This is a genomic window from Aquabacterium sp. (assembly GCF_050725395.1).
Lineage (GTDB): Bacteria > Pseudomonadota > Gammaproteobacteria > Burkholderiales > Burkholderiaceae_C > Aquabacterium.
The window spans coordinates 23,355-42,144 of sequence record NZ_JBOHHL010000001.1 but is presented as its reverse complement, the minus strand read 5'-3'; the positions used below and the strand labels follow the sequence as shown (position 1 = coordinate 42,144).

Annotated in this window: 17 protein-coding genes and 1 pseudogene; 3 read left to right on the top strand and 15 right to left on the bottom strand. The window is 66.6% G+C overall.

Annotated features, from left to right (window positions below; all coding sequences use genetic code 11):
- The first annotated feature begins 118 nt into the window (after nt 1-118).
- Complete coding sequence (locus tag ACREB4_RS00195) at nt 119-3,406, top strand: bifunctional diguanylate cyclase/phosphodiesterase (protein WP_431586160.1); 3,288 nt, start codon at nt 119-121, stop codon at nt 3,404-3,406.
- Here the strand turns inward: ACREB4_RS00195 and ACREB4_RS00190 are convergent.
- The 12 genes from ACREB4_RS00190 to ACREB4_RS00135 all read right to left on the bottom strand — a co-directional run bounded on the left by ACREB4_RS00190 (nt 3,394) and on the right by ACREB4_RS00135 (nt 14,477).
- A complete protein-coding gene (locus ACREB4_RS00190; RefSeq protein WP_431586159.1) occupies nt 3,394-4,083 on the bottom strand; it encodes a PEP-CTERM sorting domain-containing protein in 690 nt (229 codons plus the stop codon). The two genes, ACREB4_RS00195 and ACREB4_RS00190, sit on opposite strands and share 13 nt — an antisense overlap.
- A gap of 53 nt (nt 4,084-4,136) precedes the next feature.
- Entirely contained in the window at nt 4,137-6,533 is a 2,397-nt protein-coding gene (locus ACREB4_RS00185; RefSeq protein ID WP_431586158.1) for a DUF1631 family protein, read from the bottom strand.
- Nucleotides 6,534-6,597: 64 nt separating this feature from the next.
- Entirely contained in the window at nt 6,598-7,623 is a 1,026-nt protein-coding gene (gene secF, locus ACREB4_RS00180; RefSeq protein ID WP_431586157.1) for a protein translocase subunit SecF, read from the bottom strand.
- A gap of 29 nt (nt 7,624-7,652) precedes the next feature.
- Complete coding sequence (secD, locus tag ACREB4_RS00175) at nt 7,653-9,557, bottom strand: protein translocase subunit SecD (protein WP_431586156.1); 1,905 nt, start codon at nt 9,555-9,557, stop codon at nt 7,653-7,655.
- Nucleotides 9,558-9,578: 21 nt separating this feature from the next.
- Nucleotides 9,579-9,905 (bottom strand): preprotein translocase subunit YajC, encoded by a 327-nt coding sequence (yajC, locus tag ACREB4_RS00170; protein WP_230177251.1) that lies wholly within the window; start codon nt 9,903-9,905, stop codon nt 9,579-9,581.
- Between the two features lie 77 nt (nt 9,906-9,982).
- Nucleotides 9,983-10,285, bottom strand: a complete 303-nt coding sequence (locus ACREB4_RS00165) for a YbeD family protein (RefSeq protein ID WP_431586155.1) — start codon at nt 10,283-10,285, stop codon at nt 9,983-9,985.
- Nucleotides 10,286-10,301: 16 nt separating this feature from the next.
- On the bottom strand, nt 10,302-11,453 hold the full coding sequence (locus ACREB4_RS00160) for a D-alanyl-D-alanine carboxypeptidase family protein (protein WP_431586400.1): 1,152 nt from the start codon (nt 11,451-11,453) through the stop codon (nt 10,302-10,304).
- Between the two features lie 94 nt (nt 11,454-11,547).
- Entirely contained in the window at nt 11,548-12,174 is a 627-nt protein-coding gene (locus tag ACREB4_RS00155) for an alpha/beta hydrolase (RefSeq protein WP_431586154.1), read from the bottom strand.
- A 16-nt stretch (nt 12,175-12,190) separates the two neighbouring features.
- Nucleotides 12,191-12,520, bottom strand: coding sequence for a (2Fe-2S) ferredoxin domain-containing protein (locus tag ACREB4_RS00150; protein ID WP_431586153.1), 330 nt, complete (start codon nt 12,518-12,520; stop codon nt 12,191-12,193).
- Between the two features lie 31 nt (nt 12,521-12,551).
- Nucleotides 12,552-12,830, bottom strand: coding sequence for a hypothetical protein (locus ACREB4_RS00145; protein WP_431586152.1), 279 nt, complete (start codon nt 12,828-12,830; stop codon nt 12,552-12,554).
- Nucleotides 12,831-12,880: 50 nt separating this feature from the next.
- Nucleotides 12,881-14,020 carry a VanZ family protein gene (locus ACREB4_RS00140; protein WP_431586151.1) on the bottom strand — a complete coding sequence of 380 codons (1,140 nt, stop codon included), beginning with the start codon at nt 14,018-14,020 and terminating at the stop codon, nt 12,881-12,883.
- Between the two features lie 28 nt (nt 14,021-14,048).
- Entirely contained in the window at nt 14,049-14,477 is a 429-nt protein-coding gene (locus tag ACREB4_RS00135) for a CopD family protein (RefSeq protein WP_431586150.1), read from the bottom strand.
- Nucleotides 14,478-14,765: 288 nt separating this feature from the next.
- On the opposite strand from ACREB4_RS00135, the gene hemB reads away from it, so the two are divergent.
- Nucleotides 14,766-15,767, top strand: coding sequence for a porphobilinogen synthase (gene hemB / locus ACREB4_RS00130; protein WP_431586149.1), 1,002 nt, complete (start codon nt 14,766-14,768; stop codon nt 15,765-15,767).
- An 18-nt stretch (nt 15,768-15,785) separates the two neighbouring features.
- Nucleotides 15,786-16,590 (top strand): annotated as a pseudogene (locus ACREB4_RS00125) (CorA family divalent cation transporter).
- Here the strand turns inward: ACREB4_RS00125 and ACREB4_RS00120 are convergent.
- From ACREB4_RS00120 to tsaB, 3 genes are read right to left on the bottom strand one after another with little or no spacing between them, the layout of a single operon-like run.
- On the bottom strand, nt 16,591-17,460 hold the full coding sequence (locus ACREB4_RS00120; protein ID WP_431586148.1) for a uracil-DNA glycosylase: 870 nt from the start codon (nt 17,458-17,460) through the stop codon (nt 16,591-16,593).
- The gene (rimI, locus tag ACREB4_RS00115) at nt 17,457-18,008 is read right to left on the bottom strand and encodes a ribosomal protein S18-alanine N-acetyltransferase (RefSeq protein ID WP_431586147.1); all 552 of its coding nucleotides are present in this window, start codon (nt 18,006-18,008) and stop codon (nt 17,457-17,459) included. The genes ACREB4_RS00120 and rimI overlap by 4 nt, the downstream gene beginning before the upstream one ends.
- On the bottom strand, nt 18,005-18,757 hold the full coding sequence (gene tsaB / locus ACREB4_RS00110) for a tRNA (adenosine(37)-N6)-threonylcarbamoyltransferase complex dimerization subunit type 1 TsaB (RefSeq protein ID WP_431586146.1): 753 nt from the start codon (nt 18,755-18,757) through the stop codon (nt 18,005-18,007). Before tsaB ends, rimI begins: the two co-directional genes overlap by 4 nt.
- Nucleotides 18,758-18,790: the final 33 nt, after the last annotated feature.

Sequence of the window (18,790 nt, the reverse complement as noted above, 5' to 3'; positions counted from 1 at the left end):
CCGTGACCTAGGACCGGTTTTCGGTTCAAGCGCCCGTGATTGCGTCCGATAGTCCTTAGACCGAGCCTTCGCCTTGTCGAGGGCCACGTCTGCCACACCAGGACAAGGACAACACGGCATGGATCAAACGCTGGATCAAGTCACCCGCTGGTCGGACCGATGGACCTTGCTGTCCCGGGTCACTTTGGTCGTGGGTGTCTGCTTGAGCCTGCTCGCCTGGCAGCAGGCGGCCAAGGAGGTGCAACGCAATGCGGATGACCGCTTCAACCGCGCCTCGATGGAAAGCACCCACCGGCTCAGCGAAGCCCTGGTTTACTACGTCAACCTGGTGGGCAGCTTCCAAGCCCTGTTCCTGTCCACCGACGCGGTGTCGCGGGATGATTTTCACCGCCACTTCCTGAGCCTGGACGTGGACAGCGGCTACCCCGGCCTGGTGGCCGTGCAGTTTGCCCGGCGGGTGCCGCACGACCAGAAGGCCGCGTTCGAAGCGTCCGTGCGCGCGGACAAGAGCTTGAACGACCAGGGCAACCCGGGCTACGCCATCCACCCGCCCGGCCAACGCGCCGAGTACATGGCGGTGACTTACGTCGAGCCAGCCGCCCACAACGACAACATCCTGGGCTACGACCAGATCCACGAAGCCAACCGGCGCGAAACCACGCAGCTGGCACGGGACACGGGCAAGCCCATGGCCTCCGCGCCCCTCACCCTGGTGTCCGGCGACAGCCAGGCCTTGGGCTTCGTCATCCGCGCGCCCATCTACAAGCCGCACAGCCCGCTGGCCACCGTCGAGCAACGCCAGGCGGCCTTCATCGGCCAGATCGGCGCCGCCTTCCAGGCCGAATCCATCTTGGGCGTCATCGTCAACCCCGATGATTGGGCTCTGGGCCAGTGGGTGGTGCGCGACGTGGGGCCAGCCGAACGCAGCATGACGCCCGCGACGCCGCAACTGTTGTTCGACACGGCCAAGCTGTCCCCGACGGCCTTCAAGCCCACCGGCCCCGTGGCGGACGCCGACCACCGACTGCAGACCGTGGAGGTGGCCGGCCGCCGCTGGGAACTGACCATGGTCCGCCCGCCGGTCGATGCACTCTGGCAGCGCTACCCTTTGGCCTTGCTGTTCAGCGGCCTGTTCGTCACCGCTGGCCTGGGCCTGGCCTTGCGCGGGTTCGCCACGCAGTACGGTCAGGCCGCGCGCATGGCCGGGCGCCTGGCCAGCCAGGCCGTGTCCAGCGAGAAACACCTGCGCTCGGTGATCGACAACACCGTGGACGGCATCGTCACCGTGAACGAGGCCGGCATCGTGCAGTCGGTCAATGCCGCCATCAGCCGCGTGTTCGGGCACGAGGCGGCGCAGATGGTCGGCCAGCCCCTGAGCAAATTGATCCCCGGCATCCGCAGCCATGGCCTGGACCAAGCCATGGAAGACTTCCTGCAAACCCAGCAGATGAGCTTCGATGGCGTGGGCCACCGCGTGGAAGGCCGCCACCAGGATGGCCACCTCGTGCCGCTGGACCTCGCCATCAGCCACATGGAGGTCGATGGCGAGAAGCAGTACGTCGGCATCCTGCGCGACCTGAGTTCCGAATACCAGGCCGAGCAATCGATCCAGGAAGCGCACCGCCAGCTCAACGAGGTGGACGAGATGCGCCGCGTCATCGTGCACAACGCGCCTTACGCCATCTTCGTGCTCAACCGCCACGGCATCATCCAGACGGTGAACCCGGCAGGCGAAGCGCTGCTGGGCTACCGCTCGAACGAGCTGATCGGCAAAAGCACCGCCGAGCGCTTCTTCGAGCCCGACGAGGTCGGCGAACGCGCCCGCATGCTGGCCCTGCGCCTGAACCGCCCGGTGGAACACATGCAGGTGTTGTCGCACCTGGCGCAGGAATCGCCCGGGCTGCCCAGCGAGTGGACCCTGGTGCGCTCGGACGGCCGCCACCTGACCGCCGAGATCACCGTCACCATCCTGCGCAACGAGGTGGACGAGATGACCGGCTACCTGGCCATGGCGTCCGACGTGACTTCGCGCCGCGAAGCCGAAAGCCAGCTGCAACACCTGGCCCTGCACGATTCGCTCACGGGCCTGCCCAACCGCAACATGCTGCAGGAGCAGCTCAAGGCCTCGGTGACCCTGGCCGAGCGCGATGGCAACAGCCTGGCGCTGATGTTCCTGGACCTGGACCGCTTCAAGAAGATCAACGACACGCTGGGCCACCACATCGGCGACAGCGTGCTGATCGAGGTGGCGCGCCGATTGCGCTCCGAGATGCGCACCTCCGACATCGTGGCGCGTCTGGGCGGCGACGAGTTCGTGGTGATGCTGCCGCGCATCGCCTTGCCCGAAGATGGCAACGTGGTCGCGCAAAAGTTGCTGGACATCTTCGCCGAGCCCTTGCGCGTGGGCCCGCACGAGTTGCGCGTCACGCCCAGCATCGGCCTGGTGATCTACCCCGCGCACGGCAACGACGCCATCACGCTGATGCGCCACGCCGACCTGGCCATGTACCAAGCCAAGAGCCACGGCCGCAACCGCGTGCAGATGTACACCGAGCACATGGAGTCGCCCACGCTGGACACCCTGCGCCTGGAGAACGACCTCTACAAGGCGCAGGAACGCGACGAGTTGCGCCTGCACTTCCAGCCCCAGTTCGACTGCATGACCGGCCGCATCACCGGCGCCGAGGCTCTGATCCGCTGGGAGCATGGCGGCAAGCTGGTGCCCCCCGGTGACTTCATCCCCTTGGCCGAAGAGACCGGCCTGATCGTGCCCATGGGCGAATGGGTGCTGCGCCGCGCCTGCCAGAAGGCGCAGGCCTGGCGCGAACGCAGTGGCTGGCCCATGCGCATCGCCGTGAACCTGTCGGCCATCCAGCTGGACCAGCCCGACATCGTCGAGGTGGTGGACCGGGTGTTGAAGGAAACCGGCCTGCCGCCCACCGCGCTGGAACTGGAGATCACCGAAAGCGTGGTCGTGCGCGAATCGCTGCGCGCCGCCGCCGTGCTGACGCAACTGCGTTCGCTGGGCGTGGGCGTTGCCATCGACGACTTCGGTGTGGGCTATTCGAGCTTCTCTTACCTGCGCGAACTGCCAGTGGACCGGCTCAAGATGGACCGGTCTTTCCTGAGCAATGTGCCGAACTCACCCGGCGACAGCCGCCTGGCCGCCGCGATGATCGCCATGGCGCACCGGCTGGAGGTGGGCATCGTGGCCGAAGGCGTGGAAACCGAAGCGCAGAACGCCTTCCTGAAGGCGCATGGCTGCGACGAATGCCAGGGCTATTTCCTGGCGCGGCCGATGGCCGAGCCGGCTTTTGAAGCGCTGCTGATGGAGCACAGCCGGGACAGTGCGGCCAAGGATGCACTGGCGCGCATCGCGGCCACGGCGAAGAATCAGCCGGGTTGACGGCGACGCGACGCGGCGAACAAGCCCACCAGGCCCACGCCCATCAACAGCCAGGTGGCGGGTTCGGGCACGGCGGACAGCGTCTTGACCAGGAAAACGCCCGCACCGGGCGTGCTGTCCTGCGTGCTGAGCCAGGTGGCCGTCGTGCTGATGAAGACTTCGTAGCTGGCCGCCACCGTCTCTCTCAAGGGAGTTCCCAATTCACCCGGCCAATACCACCCGCGGTCGCCCGGCACGGTTTCACTGCCTTGCGGTGGCGTGAGGACGGGGCCATACTCGAAGCTCTTGACCGGGATCGAGCCGCCTTCAGCCAGGAAATTCCCCGCAATGGCACCGGTCAGCCTGGGCGTCCACCATTCCACACCGGAGGCGGAGTTGTAGACGAGCTGGCCACCCAGCAAGCCCAGGGACGGGATGCGTGAAACCGCCGCCATCAAAGTGTCCACCTGCGCCTGGGTCGCCAAACTGAAGCCCTGGTCGAACCACCCGGCTGCGGCCACTTGGTCCAGTGACAGTCCCGCGGTCTTGTTCAGGTTCAACCAGGCCAAGTGGGTCTGTGAATCCACGACCAGGAGCCGATCGCCCGGCGCAGACAGGTCGAGCGTGTACATGTCTGCCATGGCCAAGCTCGATACCGTGGAAGCCAGCGCCGCCAGCACAATTGATTTGAATGTCATGTCCGCCCTGATGTTGTCGACACGTGTCATAGACACCGGCCGGATTGTAATCGTCAGTTCAGCAACCTCGCCGGATCGGCGTCCAGCTTGGCCAGGGCCTCGCGCGTGGCCCGCACGGTGAGGGACTCGTCCTCGACCGGCACCAGCAAGCCCGCCTGCAGGAAGGCCGCCAGGCGGTGCAACTGGAACAGCACACCCCGCCCTTGCGGCGTGACGAACAGCGCCAACTGCTTCTGCAGCCCGGACCAGGCGAACTGCACGGACTCTTGCGTGCCCCGGTAGTCGAGCTGGAACCAGGCGCCGATCTGGAGCTCGCGCGCCCAGGCCATCATGGCCGGCGTGGGCATGGTGCCGCCTTCGGCCACCACCTCCAGGTCGCTGCTTTCATGGCCGGACAGGTCGCGCAGGGTTTGCGCGTCCAGTTCGACCTCGGCCAAGTTGGGCAGGATGTCGTCCAGCGCTTCCAGGCGCTCGGTGACTTCCTTGAGGTGGGCCGACGAGATCGTGGCGGAGCGCGCCGAGAAGGCCGCCGCCAGCGCGGTGTTGAGCTCGTGGACGTGTTCGTCCTGCTTTTCGACCGACATGCCGCCCCGCGCCATGCCCTCGCGAACGGTCTTGAGCAAGGGCGGCAGGCGGCGCAGCACGTCGGCGCGGTCTTCGCGCGAATGCTTGGCGCTGGCCGACCAGATCAGGTCGGCGGCGGCGCGCTTGAGCACCTTCGTTTCTTCGCTGGACGGGCTGGTCTGCACCGCGCTGTGCGCCAGCACATCGGCCCAGACGCGGAACAGGAACTCGCGCACGCCCTCGTGCACGGGCACGTCCGCCAGCATCTTGCGCAGTTCGATGGTGTACTGGATGGCCCAGGTCTCGCGCTGCTCGACTTGCTGCGCCAGGGACACGCCCTTGCGGCTGGACTCGTTCTCGTCACGGAAATAACGTTCGAGGAATTTCTCGAACTCGACCAGCACGGTCTGGAACACCCGCCGCCCGGTGTCGGGGTAGGCTTCGACCACTTGCACGATGCGCTTGATCTCGCCGGGCAGGGTGTCTTCCTGCTCGCGCGTCTTGGCGGCGAAGCCCATGACACAGGCCCCCATGCGGTCGATCAGGGCGCGCGCCGGGTGGTCGATGGTGGCGAAGAAATCGGGTTCGGTGACCGCCACGCGCAACACCGGCATCTGCAGGCGGGCGAACCAGACGCGGATGGCCGCCGGCAGGCGCTCTTCGGTCAGGATGCTCTGGAACAGCAGGGCCACGATCTCGATGATGGCACGCTCGTTGGGCGTGCTGGCCGCCTGCTTGAGGGCACGCTTGCTCTCCTGAAGGTCTTGCAGCAAGGCCGCGGGTGTCGTGACAGCGCGCGCTTCCGAATCGGCCTCGGCGTGGCGACGCACCACCTGGCTGGCGTCCTGGATGGCCTGCCCCAAGGCCGGGGCCACCACACCCACGACCACATTGGCACCACCGCTCATCACCTGGGTGGGCACAAAGCCCGGCACCCTGTTGGACACGAACTGGTTGAGCTTGCCCAGCACGGCCTGGGCCGGCACCGCCGAACGCCGCAGGGCCGGCGTCTGCGTCATCAGCCGGGTTTCTTCGTGGGCGCTGCCCATGGGCTGCAAACCGCTGTTGCCGCCGATCTGCGAAGGCGTGCCCATGCCCGAATGCACCATGGGCGAAGAATGCTGCGCTTGGCGGGTGCCGGGCATGGAGGCGCCAATGCCCGCGCTGCCGCTCACGTAGGAACTGGTGGCTTTCTGGATGGCCGGGGCCACGCCGGTGTCCTTGGTGCGCCGGATGAAAGGACGCAGGTCGATCTCGGGCTTGACGCCATGGTCCAGCAGCACGTGGTTGGCGTCGTGGTAGCCCTCCTGGGCCAGGTGCGTGGCCTCGTCGTGGAGCACGGTCTGCAAGGTCATCCAGTGGGCCGCGCCCAGGCCGGCGTCGGTCCAGCTGTCGATCAGCCAGCGCGCCAGGACCTGGGGGCGCAGCACGTCGCCGGCGGGATCGGGGTTGTTGGCGCCCCCGGCTTCGAGGGCGTTCAGGCGCGAACACAGGTCGGTGTATTCCCAGCCAGCCTTGTCCGCGATGGACTGGCCCAGGCGTGACGCCATCATGTCCTGCTCGACCGCGCTGTCTTCCACCAGGGTGAAGTCGGCCCCCAGTTGCCCGACGGGCTTGGTGTCCAGAGGACGGGCCAGGCGCACCGCCGTCAGGGCGGACTGGATGCGTTGTTCAAGGCCGCGCTGCCAGGCGTCCAGGCTGACGGGCATGTCGAGCACCAGGTCGCGGCGGCGCATGTAAAGGCCAGGCTCGGCGGTTTGCGAGGCCAGCAGCTTGGCGCCATTGGCACAGGCGTGGATCAGCCCGGAGGCACCCCTCAGGAGGGTTTCCAAATAGGTTTTTCGGGCCGTGATGGCCAATGCACGCGAAGAGCCTATGGATGACATGTGGTCGGTTGATCCGCAGGACCCGGCCTGGACTCCCTGGCCGGGTATTCATGGTTGACCAACTCTACACCACGGCTCCGGAGTTCGGGTCGTTGGGATCGACGTCTTTCTTGGTGCTTTTCATGAGGTCTTCACGGGTCACACCCAGCCACATGGCGATGGCCGCCGCCACGAACACGGACGAATAGATACCAAACAAGATGCCGATGGTCAGGGCCACGGCGAAGTAGTGCAAGGTCGGGCCGCCGAAGATCAGCATGGACACCACCATCATCTGGGTCGAGCCGTGGGTGATGATGGTGCGGCTCATGGTGCTGGTGATGGCGTGGTCGATGACCTGCGATGTGTTGAGCTTGCGGTAGCGGCGGAAGGTTTCACGGATCCGGTCGAAGATCACGACCGATTCGTTGACCGAATAACCCAGCACTGCCAGCACGGCCGCCAACACCGACAGTGAGAACTCCCACTGGAAGAAGGCGAAAAAGCCCAGGATGATGACCACGTCGTGCAGGTTGGCGAAGATGGCCGCCACCGAGAACTTCCACTCGAAGCGGAAGGCCAGGTAGATCATGATGCCCAGCACCGACACGCCCAGCGCCAGGGCGCCATCGCGGGCCAGTTCGCTGCCCACCTGAGGGCCGACGAACTCGCTGCGCTGCAAGGTCAGGCTGGTCTGGCCCGCCACCTGGCAAGCCTGGGTGGACGAGGGGTGGCCTGGCGAAGGCGCCAACATGGTCACCGCGCCTTTTTCGGCGGCGCACAAGGTGCCGAACACCTTTTCGACCACCTCGGCTTGCTTCATGCTGCCGCGCAGGGGCAGGCGGATCAGCACATCGCGCGAGGTGCCGAAGTTTTGCACCTGCACTTCGCCATAACCCAGCGCATCCACCGAATGGCGCACCTTCTCAAGGTCGGCGCTCTGGGCGTACTGCACCTCGATGACCGAACCGCCGGTGAACTCGATCGACAGGTGAAGGCCCCGCGTGGCCAGGAAAAACACGGCGGCGGCAAAGGTCAGGAACGAGATGAGGTTGAAAATCAGCGCATGCCGCATGAACGGGATGTCGCGCTTGATGCGGAAAAATTCCATGGCGAGTGTCCTTCAGGGGGTGCGGGGGGTCATTGGTCCAGGACGTCGACGTCGGTCGACAGGGCGCCGGGCTTGGCGGCGGCCTTCCAGACTTGACCAATGGACACGCTCTTGAGCTTCTTCTGACGGCCGTACCAAAGGTTGACCAGGCCACGCGAGAAGAACACCGCCGAGAACATCGAGGTGAGGATGCCCAGGCAGTGCACCACCGCGAAGCCCTTGACCGGCCCCGAGCCGAACATCAGCAAGGCCAGGCCCACGATCAGGGTGGTGACGTTCGAGTCCAGGATGGTGGCCCAGGCGTGCTCGTAGCCGGCCTGGATGGCCGACTGCGGCGCGGCGCCGTTGCGCAGCTCTTCACGCACACGCTCGTTGATCAACACGTTGGAGTCGATGGCCATGCCCAGGGTCAAGGCGATGGCCGCGATGCCGGGCAAGGTCAAGGTGGCCTGCAGCATGGACAGCACCGCCACCAGCAGCAGCAGGTTGATGGCCAGCGCCAGCGTCGAGAACACGCCGAACAGCAGGTAGTACGCCATCATGAAGACGGCGATGGCGCAAAAGCCATACAGCAGGCTCTTGAAGCCTTGCTCGATGTTGGCAGCGCCCAGGCTGGGGCCGACGGTGCGCTCTTCGATGATTTCCATGGGCGCGGCCAGCGAACCGGCGCGCAGCAGCAGCGCGGTGTCGGCGGCTTCGTCGCCCTTCATGCTGCCCGAGATCTGCACACGGCCACCCGAGATTTCAGAGCGGATGACCGGGGCCGTCACGACCTCGCCCTTGCCCTTCTCGAACAGGATGATGGCCATGCGCTTGCCGATGCTTTCGCGGGTCACGTCCTTGAAGATGCGCGCGCCACGGGCGTCCAGCGTCAGGTGCACGGCGGCTTCGTGGTTCTCGTCGAAACCGGGTTGCGCGTCGGTCAGGTTGTCGCCGGTCAGCACCACCTGGCGCTTGGCGATCAGGGGCACGCCCTGGCGGTCGGTGAACTTCTCGGTGCCGAAGGGCACGTTGCCGCCGGCCAAGGCCGCGTGGGCCTCGGTGCTGTCGTCGACCATGCGCACTTCGAGCGTGGCGGTGCGGCCGATGATGTCCTTGGCCTTGGCCGTGTCCTGCACGCCAGGCAACTGCACGACCACGCGGTCCAGGCCCTGCTGCTGGATGATGGGCTCGGACACGCCGAGTTCATTGATCCGGTTGTGCAGGGTGGTGATGTTCTGCTTGAGCGCGTTTTCCTGGATGGTGCGCTCGGATTGGGGCTTCAAACGGCCGACCAGGGTCGGGTCGCCGCTGCCATCGGTGTCGGTGCCGTCGGTCCACTGCAGGTCGGGCAGGCTGTCCAGCAGCACGTTGCGGGCCTTGCCGCGCGTGGCCTCGTCGTGGAAGCGCACGGTGATGACCTGGTCGTCACGACGGATGCCGCCATGGCGGATGTCCTTGTCGCGCAGCAGGCTGCGCATGTCGCCGGTGAGGCTTTCGATCTTCTGCGTGAGCGCGCCCTTCATGTCGACCTGCATCAGGAAGTGCACGCCACCGCGCAGGTCCAGGCCCAGGAACATGGGGTTGGCGTGCAGGGTGCGCAGCCAGTGCGGCGAACGCGACACCAGGTTCAGCGCCACGATGTAGCGCTCGTCCTTCGGGTCGGGGTTGAAGGCCCGGCCGAGCACGTCACGCGCCTTGAGCTGGGTGTCGGTGTCGGCGAACCGCGCCTTGATGGAATTGCCGTCGAACTCGATGAAGTCAGGTGTGATCTTGGCGTCCTGGAGGGCGGACTCCACCTTGGCACGCGCGCCGTCGTCGATCTTGACCGTGGACTTGCCACTGGACAGCTGCACGGCCGGCGCCTCGCCAAAGAAGTTGGGCAAGGTGTAGATCAGGCCAACGAACAAGGCGATGGCGATGATCAGGTGCTTCCACCAGGGGTAGCGGTTCATGTTTGAAATCCTGCGATTTATTTACTTGTAGCTGCCCTTGGGCAAGACCTGGACGATGGCCGAGCGCTGCACCTGCAGTTCGACGCCATTGGCCACTTCGACGGTGGCGAAGGTTTCGCCCAGCTTGCTGATCTTGCCGATCACGCCGCCTTGCGTGACGACTTCGTCGCCCTTGGCCAGGCTGTCGAGCATGGCCTTGGTCTCCTTCTGGCGCTTCATCTGGGGGCGGATCATGACGAAGTACAGGACCACGATCATCACGATCGGCAGCAACATGCTGTTGAGCAGGCCGGCAGGACCGCTGGCGGCGGGGGCTGCGGCTTGGGCGAAAGCGTCGGAAATGAACACGGTGAAAATCCTTCAAACGGACGGCCACGAAGGCGGGCCAAATCCATTCGATTGTATGCCGTGGGGGTGAGGCCCCTTCAGAGCACGTACTTGACCAGGGGGTGGCCCGTGAAAGCCCGGTAGATGCCGTCCAGGTGCTCGCGGCTGGTGGCGTTGACCGTGATGGTCAGCCCCATGTATTTGCCGGAACTGCTGGGGCGCAATTCCAGGGTCTTGGCGTCGAAGTTCGGGTCGTGATGCACGGCCAGCGCCACCATGGTTTCGACGAAGGGCGGCTCGTGCAGGCCCATGACCTTGATCGGGAAGGCGCAGGGGTACTTGATCAGCGACTCTTCGGGCGGGATCTCGGGCGGGGTTTGGGGACCAGCGGGTGGGTTCATGCGAATACTCCTACGATTACTTGACGCCCAGGCGGATGGCATCCCACAGGCGGCCGAACCAGCCGGCGCTGGGCACGGCCTCCAGGGTGTGCAGGGCGACATCCTGCCAGGGTTGCCCGGCCAGGGTGACCTTGAGCGTGCCGACGGCCTGCCCTTGGGTCAAGGGAGCCAGCAAGGGGTCGTTGCGGCTGACGGTGGCTTTCAGGCCGGCAGCCTGGCCGCGCGGCACCACCACCATGACCGGGGCGACTCGGCCCAGGCGCACGGTGGACGACTGGCCCTTCCAGACCGGCGCCGTGGTCACGGCCTGGTTGGCGTCGAACAGGCGCACCATGTCGAAGGCGCCATAGCCCCAGTTCAGCAGCTTCTGGCTTTCGTTGGCACGGGTTTCGGGCGAGGTCGCGCCGACCACCACGCTCAGCAGACGGCGCGGACCCGCGGGCGTGGTGCGCTGGGCGGTGGCGATCAGGCAGTAGCCCGCGGTCTCGGTGTAGCTGGTTTTCAGACCATCGACCGTGGGGTCGCGCCACAGCAGCAAATTGCGGTTGGGCTGCCGGATGCCGCCGAAGGTGAACTCCTTGGCCGCGTAATACGGCAGCGATTGGGGGAAGTCCGTGACCAGGCGCAGGGCGATGACCGACAGCTCGCGCGCGGTGCTGGCGTGCCCGGCCACGGTCAAGCCTTCGGGGTTTTTGAAGCTGGTGGCCCTGAGGCCGAAGACCTGCGCCTGCCGGTTCATCATGCCCACGAAATTCTCGACCGTGCCGCCCACGGCCTCGGCCAGGGCCACGCTGGCGTCGTTGCCGCTCTGGATGGTCATGCCCTTGAGCAGGTCGTCGACCTTGACGCGGCTGCCAGCCACCAGGAAGCTGCGCGAGCCCCCGGTGATGCCGACGCGCCAGGCGCGCTCGGACACCGGCACCTCCTGCGCCAGCTGCAGCTTGCCGGCTTTCACGGACTGGAACACCAGGTAAGCCGTCATCAGCTTGGTCATGGACGCCGGCTCGACGGGCTGGTCGGCGTTGCGCGCGGCCAGGGTCTGCTGGCTGCTCAGGTCCTGCAGGATGAAGGCCCGCGCGGCCAGTTCGGGCGGCTGCGGCATGGCGGCGCTGGGCGCGGCGAAGGGGAACACTGGCGCCACGGCGGCCGGCTGCGGCCATGCGGGCATGGCGACACACAGCAGGCCAGTGAGCGCGGTCAGCCAAGCGCGGCGGGACAAGGAAAACGACATGGGCGATTCAGGATGGAAAAAAGAGATGGGCTCAGGCCTGGGCGCCCCGCAGGTGCCGCAACACCCGGTCGCGCAATACATTGAGTTGACCATGGAAGAAGTGGCCCACGCCCGGCACCACGGTGACCGGCAAGGCCTGGGGTCGGGCCCAGTCGAGCACGCTGGCCAGGGGCACGACGTCGTCCTGCTCGCCCTGGACCACCAGGGTGTGCGCCGGCACCGTGGGCACGCCATAGCGCGTGGCCGGGCTGACCAGCACCAGTTCGCTCGGCGGCTCGGGCAGGCGCGCACTGGCGCTGGCGGCGATGAAGCCGCCGAAGGAAAAACCGGCCACGGCCAAGGGCAGTGGCTGCACAGCCGGGTCGGCGCGGTGGTGGGCCAGCACGGCCAGCAGGTCATCGACCTCGCCCAGGCCTTCATCCCAGCCGCCCTCGGATCGGCCGATGCCCCGGAAGTTGAAGCGCACCGCCCGCCACCCGGCCATCACGAAAGCGCGCGACAAGGTGTGGACCACCTTGTTGTCCATGGTGCCGCCCATCTGCGGATGCGGGTGCGCGATCACGGCCAGGCCGATGGGGGCCGTGGCGGGGTCTTCCTGCACGACTTCGAGCAGGCCGGCCGGGCCGTCGATGGTGGTGGAGTCGGGGCGACCGATCATGGGGTTCTGCGCCAACTCAGCGGCCGACGTCCGGTGGCAGCACCAGGCGCTCGACGACCTGACCCTTGACGAGGTGGGATTCGACGATCTCCTCGATGTCGGACTGGTCGACGAAGGTGTACCAGGTGCCTTCCGGGTAGACCACGGCCACCGGGCCGCCGGCACAGCGGTCCAGGCAACCGGCCTTGTTGACGCGCACCTGGCCGGGGCCGCTCAGGCCGGCTTTCTTGACCAGCTTCTTGCAGTGGTCGAAACCCTCCTGGGCACCGTGGTCGCCGCAGGAGCTTTCACCGTTGATGCGCTGGTTCAGGCAGAAGAAGATGTGGCGTTCGTAGTACTGGGACATGGCAATCGTTTCAATCAATCAGTGGTCATCGTCAATCCAGGGGCTCCGGGCCGGGCTCGTCCCAGGGCGAGGACATCTGGCTCATGCCCTCGTCGAGCTTCGGGCCCGTCCAGTCCGAGAACTTGCCGACGTAGGTCGTGGCGGTGACGTCGTCCGCGTAAGCGATCAGCACCACCGCCAGGTCGGCCAGGCGGGACACCTGCAGCACCTCGGCGGTCTTGGCGTGGTCGGCCAGGCAGTGCGCTTCATCGAAGGCCTTCAGTTCGACCCGTTCCAACTGCTGGCCGAACAACTTGACAACCTTGACCATGCGACACGCTCCGTGGGGTGATGATGAGTGGGGTGGGTGGATTTTGCACCTCAGTGCGCGCCGTCACGCTCGCGCCCGAAGATCCGGGTCAGCAACCAGGCCATCGCGACGAAGGGCCAGAGGATGCCGAACCAGCGCGACAGGCCATGGAAGCGGATGAAGCGGCCATGCTCCCACGATTCGAGCGCCAGGGCGTAGTACGGGTCGGGAGGCACCTGGTGCACCAGGGCGATGAGGCCCACCAGCGTGGCCACGCCCAGCACCGCGCAGGTGGTGCGGCTGCGTTCCAGCAGCAAGGTGCCGCCCAGGGCGCCCACCAGCAGGCCGGTGACCGTGGGCAGGCTCATCCAGGTCAGGGCGTGTTCGGGCCCGAAGTTCATGGCCGTTGACAGCGCGGTGGCGCCCACGCCCATCACCAGCGCGCCCACCAGCAGGAAGACGCGGGTGTTGCGCGGCCGGGCCAGGGCGCAGGCCACGCACATGGGCGCCAGCAGCCCCAGCGCCACCGTGGTGGCCTCGCGCACCGGGATCCACAGGGAGTCCTGGCTGGTCGAAATGGTGTCGGTCCACAGGCTCAGCGGATCGTCGGGCAGCACCCACTCTTGCCAGGGCGTGTCACGCGTCATCTCCATCAAGCCGATCAACAGGTGCGGCAAGACCTGGCCCTCGCCCAGGGGCAGGGGTGGCGGAAACAGCAGGCCCAGCGGCCACATCCAGATCAGGGCCAGGCCAAAGCCCGCCTGCGGGATGAACCAGCGCTCACGCAATCGGTGCCACACCTCGACCAGGCCCAAGGCATTGAGCGTGACCGCCGCCAGCGCGCCCCAGGCCATGCCCAGGGTGTTGAGCGCCCAGTCGGAAATGGAAGGCACCCGGTTGGGGACGGTGAACTGCGCCAACTCCAGCAGATAGGACAAGGCCGAGCCCGAGGCCAGCGCCAGCAAGGCCGCCAGGAAAGCATTGCGCCCGCTGCGCAGGTGGGCCACCGTCAGGATCAGGCCCAGCGGCAGGTAACCCAGCAGGTTGGAGACCAGGTCGGAGGGCACCTCGTGCGGCAGCTTGGGCAACTGCCAGGTGAACACATGCCGGTCGGGCCAATGCCAGCCGGTCAGGGGAAACAGGGTGGCGTAGACGATCAGGGCCACCGCCACCCAGGTGAGCGGCCAGGCGGTACTGCGGTGTGACGACATCAAGGCAAGCCCTGCTCGGCCAAGCGGCTCAGAAAGGCTTGACCACCACGAGGATGACGATGAGCGCGAAGACCAGCACCGACACCTCGTTGAACACGCGCAACCAGCGGTGGGTGCGGCGGCTGCTCAGCTGCTCGAACTCGCGCAGGATCTTGCGGCAGACATGGTGGTAACCGATCGCGCCGATCACCAGCAGCAGCTTGGCATGCAACCAGCCGTTGCCAGGCCCCTTGCCAATGCCGTAATACAGCCACAGGATCAGGCCCAGCAGCAAGGCCGGGATCATCAGCAGCGACATGAAGCGGTACAGCTTGCGCGCCATGAGCAGCAATCGCTCGCGCTCGGCGTGGCTGTCGTTCGGCACCATGGCCAGGTTCACGAACAGTCGCGGCAGGTAGAACAGCCCAGCGAACCAGCTGGCGACGAAAACAAGGTGGAAAGCTTTGATCCAGAGCATGGCTGATTATGGCCAGGGACTGGGTCAATGGCGCGGTGCAACATGGACCGCACAAAAAAAAGAGCCCCGGCATGGCCGGGGCTATGGAAGCCTTAACGCTGTCATCACGGTAAGGCACCTGCTCAGGGAGGAAAAGCAGGGAATGAAGGCCTTGCGGCGTATCATTCAGGATCGATTATAGAGGGCTTGCAGCGACATGTCTCTAGCCCATGTCCGCAAACCCGGGATTCCTACCGGTTTTTTTATGCTCTTTGCATTCCTTCACACTGTTTTCACAACTTGTTCCGCATGTCGCTGACGCACCATTTTCCGCATCACCGCGCCCGTCGCCTGCGCCGTGACGAATTCACACGCCGCCTGGTCCGCGAGCACGCGCTAACTTCAGCGGATTTGATCTACCCGGTCTTCGTGTTGGATCAAGACGACGGCGTGCAAGAGATTGCCTCCATGCCCGGCGTGCAACGTTTGAGCCGAAGTGCCTTGTGGGCCCAGGCCGAGCAGTGCGTGAAACTGGGCATCCCGGTGATGGCCCTGTTCCCGGTCATCGACCCGGCCCTCAAGACGCCGGACGGCCAAGAAGCCCTGAACCCCGAAGGCCTGGTGCCCCGCACCGTGCGTGAACTGAAGCGCCGCTTTCCCGAACTGGGCGTGATGACGGACGTGGCATTGGACCCGTTCACCACCCATGGCCAGGATGGCTTGCTGGACGACACCGGCTACATCCTGAACGACGAGACCGTGGCGGTGCTCACCCGCCAAGCCCTGGTCCAGGCCGAGGCCGGCGTGGACATCGTGGCCCCCAGCGACATGATGGACGGCCGCATCGGCGCCATCCGCCAGGCGCTCGAATCGCAAAATTTGATCCACACCCGGATCATGGCCTACAGCGCCAAGTACGCCAGCGCCTTCTACGGTCCCTTCCGCGACGCCGTGGGCTCGGCCGCCAACCTGGGCAAGAGCAACAAGAAGGTCTACCAGATGGACCCGGCCAACAGCGACGAGGCCCTGCGCGAGGTGGCCATGGACATCGCCGAAGGCGCCGACATGGTCATGGTCAAGCCCGGCATGCCCTACCTGGACATCGTGCGCCGGGTGAAAGATGAATTCCGCGTGCCCACCTTCGCCTACCAGGTCAGTGGCGAGTACGCCATGATCAAGGCCGCCGCCCAGAACGGTTGGCTCGACCACGACGCCACCATGATGGAGTCCTTGCTGGCTTTCAAGCGCGCGGGCGCCGATGGCGTGCTGACCTACTTCGCGCTGCAGGCGGCCGAGTTGTTGCGCGCCTGAGCGCGGGAGTTTGCCCGAGTGCGTTTTTTTCTGATCAACGAGCGCTTCCAGGAGTTGCCGGACTGGCCCGACACGCCCCCCACGCAAGGCTTCCTGTGGGTGACCACGGCCCGGCGCGAGTTCGAGGTCAACCTGGGCAAGGTCCAGGCCCAACTGCAGCACCTGGCCGGCGGCACGCTGGTGGACCTGCACGTGCTGGACCTGCTGAACGCCCAGCTGCCCTCGCAGTACGACTACACCTCGTGGTACGAACCACATGGTCGACAGCTACCTGGACCTGCGCCGCCTGCTCACCAAGCAGTCGGCCTATCTGCAGCAGGAGCTGCTCAGCGACCGCAACCAGTTCAACCACTGGCAATCATTGCTGGAAGCGCGCAACACCCTGCACGTGCTGGAAGACACCTGTGAAGACCAGCGCAGCGCCGTGCAGGAATGGATCGACGCGCTGGACGACTGGCCCATCCCCGCCGAACCCGCGGCCGCCCGCGAGCGCGAGGTGCTGCGCGTGCGCTCACGCGATGTGCAGGAGCACATCGAGCGCGTGCTGGGGCATGTGCGCCGGCTGGAGTCGTCGTCGGAAAGCGCGGTGCAGATGCACTTTTCGCTGCAGGGCAACCGCACCAACCAGATCATGCGGACCTTGACGGTGCTGACCGCCATTTTCCTGCCCCTGAACCTGATCACCGGCATCTTCGGGATGAACTTCGACTTCCTGCCGCTGATCCACACCAAGCTGGGCTTCTGGGTCGCCTGTGCCCTGATGACGGTCGTGATGGTGGGACTGGTGATGCTGTTCCGGCGGCGCAGGTACCTGGACGGCTAGTCAACTCAACAACAGTTCGCGCACCCGGCACAGGTCGTCCCACACCAGGCCCTTGTCGACCGGGTTGCGCAGCAAGTACGCCGGGTGGTAGGTGACCACCACGGGCGTGCCCTGCACCTCGTGCAGGCGCCCGCGGAGGCGGCCGATGGGCTCGCTGGTCTTGAGCAAGGACTGCGCGGCAAAGCGCCCCATGGCGATGATGACGCGAGGCTTGACCAGCGCGATCTGGCGCATCAGGTAAGGCTCGCACTGCGCCACTTCGGCGGGCAGGGGGTTGCGGTTGCCGGGCGGACGGCACTTGAGCACGTTGGCGATGAAGACCTGGCGGCTGGCGGCGGCATCGGCCCGGGTCAGGTCCACGGGATGGAGCATGCGGTCGAGCAACTGGCCGGCGCGGCCCACGAAGGGCTCGCCCTGTCGGTCTTCCTGTTCGCCCGGGGCCTCACCGATGATCATCACGCTGGCCTGCTCGTGGCCCACGCCGAACACGGTCTGCTGGCGGCTTTCGCACAGGCCACAGGCGGTGCACCCGGCCACGGCCTGGCGCAGGGTCGGCCAATCCATCTGGTCGATGCCTTCGGGGCGGTGGCGGAGGATGGCGTCCACCCCGGCGGTCGCGGCGGCGGCCAGGGACACGGGGGCCTTGGCTTCAGGCCGGGCAGGACGGGCCACGGCAGGGGGTGGCGCCGCCGTGATGGCCTCTGGACGGCGAACGGGGTCGGAAGAAGGGGCCTCGGCCGGCGAAGGGCGCGCCTGGGGGGCGGCCTCCGGCAAGGTTGGCGCGTCGGCAGGCGCTTCCGGCGGCACCGGCCAGAAAGCCGGGATGCCCATTTCACGCAGCATGGCGCGTTGGCGTTCGGACCAGCTCATGACGGGGCCACCTGCAGATCAAGGCGCATCACCAGCGCATCCTCGCGGCCGCCAGGCGCGGGGTAATAGCCTTTGCGCACCCCGACCTGGACAAAGCCCTGGCGCCGGTACACCCCCAGCGCGCGCTCGTTGGACGGCCGCACCTCCAGCCACAGCAGGGGCACGCCGGATTGGCGGCAGAAATCGTACAGCGTGCCCAGCAGGCCGCGCGCCAGCCCGGCCCCGTGCCAGGCCTTGTCGATCGCGATGTTGAGCAGGTGCATTTCATCGACCCCGTCCATGGCCACGCACACGCCCACGATCTGGCCCGTGCCGATGTGCGTGCGCACCCTCATCCAATAACCGCTGTTCAGGGAGGAGCGGTAGTTGTCCTCGGACCAGGCGTGCACGGGGTGCGGACAGGCCAGGCGCTCCATTTCCAGCACGGCGGGGATGTCGGCCTCGGTCATGACGCGGTCGGCGAAAGCGGTCGCATCGGCCGGCTGGCCTAGGAAAGAAGCGGTGGAACGTTGGGGCGAGAACATGGTGGGCTGGATTGTCGCGCTCACCCGCGCCTGGCCGCCAGGCGTTCGGCGGTGGTTTGCGCCACTTTGTCGCGCACATACAAAGGCAGGGCCAGGGCGGCGTCCACCACCTCGCCACGGGACCAGGCCCGCGTGGCCAAGGCGGCCAAGGCGGCCCCGCGCGGCGCGGCTTGCGGCCAGCTGGCCGCGCTCAAACCCTCGAAAGTGGCAGGATGCGCGAGCAGGGCGTTGCCGGCGATGCGCCGCCGTGCCGCGCCTGCGGCCCCGTCGTCCCAGCGCTCGCGGGCAACGCCCAGGGCCCACAGGCCAGGGTCGGTGTCCGCCTGCCAATGGGTGCCAAGCCAGCGGTAGGCCGCCACGTAGAGCTCGCCCATGCGGGCATCCTGGGCCACCCACAGGGTGTCGCCTTCGGCCCAGACCGAAGGATCGGCCTGCCGGGCGTCTTCCGCCACCGCCATCAAGGTGTCCAGCGAGATCACGGGACAGTCGGCCGCCAGGGCCAAGCCCTGTGCCAGGGAGCAGGCCGTGCGCAAACCGGTGAAGGCCCCCGGCCCTCGGCCGAAGGCGATGGCGTCCAGTTGGGACCACGCCAGACCCGCGTCGGCCAGCAGTTTTTGCAGGGCTGGCAAGGTGCTGCTGGAGGCCTGCGCGCCACCCTCCACGGCCAGGGCGCGCACCTCCTCCCCCACCACCAGCGCCAGGTGGACCACCTCGGTCGCGGTGTCCAGCGCCAGCAGGCAGGGCCGGGCTGGGGCAGCCGCGGTGGCGGTCAAATGAGAAACGGGATCAAGGGGGAGCATGGCGGG